The following is a 3,255-nucleotide window of genomic DNA, read 5'->3' as shown; positions in this document are numbered from 1 at the left end:
TTACGTGAGGCAACGAATCCGCCTTCGCGCGCATCTTGACATGAGGCAACAGGCAGACGGCATTCACTTGACGCTACTGAGACTGAAGATCCAGGCGCGCGCGCATGCAGGAGGCGGTATGACCGATCTGTCGCAGTTTCAACATCGGCGGTTTGCGCGGATGTATGAGCGGATGAGCGCCGAGTCGGAGCGGCGGGGAACGGCCAGGCATCGCGACCGGATGCTGGCGGGGTTGACCGGACGGGTGATCGAGATCGGCGCGGGCAACGGTATGAACTTCAGCCACTACCCCGACACGGTCACCGAGGTGGTGGCTGTCGAACCGGAAGATTACCTGCGTGGTTTGGCCGAGAGGGCTGCTCAGGAAGCGCCGGTGCGGGTGAGCGTGATCGCCGGACATGCGACTGCGTTGCCGGTGGAGGACGACGGGTTCGACGCGGCGGTTGCATCGCTGGTGTTGTGCTCGATCTCCGATACCCGAGCAGCGCTGAACGAGATCCGACGCGTGCTGAAACCGACTGGGGAGCTTCGCTTTTTCGAGCACGTCCGCTCCGAGAAGCCGTGGTTCGGGCGACTCGAGGATGTGATAACACCGCTGCAGTCGCGCTTGGGCGGCGGTTGTCACCCCAACCGCGACACCGCCGCGGCGATTCGCGCCGCCGGTTTCGACATCGACGAGCTGGACCGGTTTTACTATGCGCCACTGCGGTTTTACCCCCGCCACGCACATATCCTGGGCCGAGCGCGGCCCGGGCCGGCGCCGCGCTAACCGGAACCAGGCGTTTACACGGGTACCGCGCGCAGCGCCGCGGGCAGGCTGGGCAGGAAGTGCTGGGTGGCGAATGCGCGAATGTCGTCGGCGGTCTCGAGCCGTTGGCGACTCGGCAGCAACAACACCATCGCCGCGTAGCGCAAAATCGTGTCGGCCAGCTCGTCGACAACTTGAGCGCCGATCCGCTCGGCGAATCCGTCCGGGAAGATCACCTGCAGCGCGGCGGCCATCCGCTCCACCGCGGCGCCGTAGTGCTGGCGGGCAAGCTCGAGCATCAGCCCCGGTTCGTCAGCGATTACCCGGGTGAGCACTCGATGCTGGCGAAATCGCATGATCGAAAGCGTGAACGCCTCAACATAGTAATTCGATTGTGGTGGGCGGTTTCTCAGCTCTTCGGCGATGTCGGCGAAGAGTGCGGCGTTCTCCCGGTCGATGACGGCCGCGACGAGCTGGTCGCGGTTGGCGAACCGGCGGTAGATCGTGGTGCGGCTTACCCGGGCCCGCCGTGCCACGTTGTCCAGTGCGACCCGACCAAAGCCGTGGCGCTCGAACTCGACGACGGCTGCGTCGAGGATGGCTTGGGTTGCGGCATCAGCCGCGGGCGTACCCGGCACGGGCAAACCTGTTGTAGCGCAGTCTCATCGGCAGATGATCCCACAGCACGTTGACCGGCCGCGACCGGCATATCGCGGCAAAGCGTTGATAACGGCGTTCCTGCCGCTCGCTCCACGGCAAGCCCAGCAGCTCGCGGGCCCGCGGCGGCAGGCCGCCGGTGGTCAGGAACGCGGCGACCGGGTTGAACACGATCGCTAGCATCCGCCACAGCCATGACGGCACCGCCTTGGGGCACGGGAACCCCTTGGTGACATATCCGACGCCGTATTTGGCTGTCGGATGGGCGACCAGCACGTGTTCGAGCATGTGGTTCCAGTAGCGCTCGAACTCGGCGTAGTCGGCAGGCACCGAGCGCTCGCTCACACCATAGCGGCGATACCAGGTCTTCGACTCGAGGTAGATCTGTTCCTTTTCGGCACGGGATAGCGGCTTGACGAAGGTGTTGGCGAAACAAAGGACCTGCTCGACGAACGTGGCGTGCGCCCAGAAATAGGTCTCCGGATCCAGTGCGTGGTAGCGCTTGCCCTCCGGCATCGCGCCTTTGATCTCATGGTGGAAATCCCGCACCTGCTGGCCCGGGTGCTCGTCGTCGGAGCCGTAGACGGTCATGAAGATCGGCGGCAGCGAGCGTTTGACCCGCGCGGCGGTGTCGGCGAAGAACACCGAATGATCCAGCACGCCTTGACCGAGTTCGGCGAGCATGTTCTGCAGCACCGCCGGTCGCGGTCCGATCAGGAACATGCGGTTGTCGCCGAAGTAGCGCCACACCACCGACTCTGGCCCTAGCGGCAAGGCGTCAACGTCATGGCCGGTGGCCTGGATCCGCGTCTGCGAAAGCTCAGTCATTGGAACAGTGTTACATATTTTGCACTTTGTACCAACCCCGGCTAGGGCGCCTAGGCCCGTCTTGCAAGTTTGCAGCCAATACACCGCGTGACGGGTGAACCGTGCCGCGTTGCTCGCCAACGATCACGGTGTCATAACTGATCCGGCGTGCCTTTGCGCGCAACGCTATTCGCCCCGGCATGATCACGCTCATGCCCCAGTTGAGCCGCCGCGCCGCACTGCGTCTGGGCATCGGCGCAGTCGCAGGCGCTACGGCCACATGGGCGTTGAGCGCGTTGCTGGATCCTGGTGAAGCCGCGACTTCTCCCTCGCCGTTCGAGCCGGTGGCGGGAACCGCATCGCCGACGCGGCTCTCGGGCTCGTTTGTCTCGGCGGCGCGCGGGGGCATGACGACTAACTGGGTGATGGCGCTGCCGCCTGGCCACTCGGGGCCGCTGCGGCCGGTGATCGCGTTGCACGGCAAGGACGGCAACGCCAACACGGTGATCGACCTCGGCGTCGAAGACGCGCTGGCCCAGCTGGTCAAGTCGGGCCGGCCCGGGTTCGCCGTGGTCGGTGTCGACGGAGGCAATACCTACTGGCATCGGCGGGCCGACGGGCACGACTCCGGAGCGATGGTGCTCGGTGAACTGTTGCCGATGCTGGCAAGCAAAGGATTGGACACCTCGCGGGTGGGGTTTCTCGGGTGGTCGATGGGCGGCTATGGCGCGCTGCTGTTGGGCGCCCGGCTGGGACCGGCGCGCACCGCCGGGATCTGCGCCGTCAGCCCCGCATTGTGGACGTCCTACACCCTCAGCACCCCCGGGGCTTTCGACAGCTACGACGACTGGGTGCGCAACAATGTGTTCGGCCTTCCGGCGCTGGCCTCGATCCCGATTCGGGTCGACTGCGGCACCAGCGACCGGTTCTGCCCGGCCACCCGGCAATTCGTCGCCCAGCTGCGGACACCCCCCTCCGGTAGCTCCTCTTCGGGCCCGCATGACGTATCGTCTCGGCGCCAGCAACTCCCCGGGGAGCTGACC

The 3,255-nt window shown here is 65.7% G+C and carries 4 protein-coding genes; 2 read left to right on the top strand and 2 right to left on the bottom strand.

Annotated elements, in window-relative coordinates:
* Positions 1 to 118: 118 nt before the first annotated feature.
* Entirely contained in the window at positions 119 to 769 is a 651-nt protein-coding gene (locus tag ACFE99_RS24260) for a class I SAM-dependent methyltransferase (protein WP_375489316.1), read from the top strand.
* 14 nt (positions 770 to 783) lie between these two features.
* Here the strand turns inward: ACFE99_RS24260 and ACFE99_RS24255 are convergent, their stop codons facing one another.
* Complete coding sequence (locus ACFE99_RS24255) at positions 784 to 1,386, bottom strand: TetR/AcrR family transcriptional regulator (protein WP_375489314.1); 603 nt, start codon at positions 1,384 to 1,386, stop codon at positions 784 to 786.
* Positions 1,364 to 2,233 carry an oxygenase MpaB family protein gene (locus ACFE99_RS24250; protein ID WP_375489312.1) on the bottom strand — a complete coding sequence of 290 codons (870 nt, stop codon included), beginning with the start codon at positions 2,231 to 2,233 and terminating at the stop codon, positions 1,364 to 1,366. Before ACFE99_RS24250 ends, ACFE99_RS24255 begins: the two co-directional genes overlap by 23 nt.
* A gap of 179 nt (positions 2,234 to 2,412) precedes the next feature.
* Here ACFE99_RS24250 and ACFE99_RS24245 point away from each other — a divergent pair.
* Positions 2,413 to 3,255 (top strand): alpha/beta hydrolase (locus tag ACFE99_RS24245; RefSeq protein ID WP_375489310.1); only part of this gene is annotated, 843 nt, incomplete at its 3' end.

Origin of the sequence: uncultured Mycobacterium sp., from assembly GCF_964249325.1 — a bacterium.
Classification (GTDB): Bacteria; Actinomycetota; Actinomycetes; order Mycobacteriales; family Mycobacteriaceae; genus Mycobacterium.
Note: the sequence above shows the minus strand (reverse complement) of the source record. Positions and strands in the feature narration are given on the sequence as shown.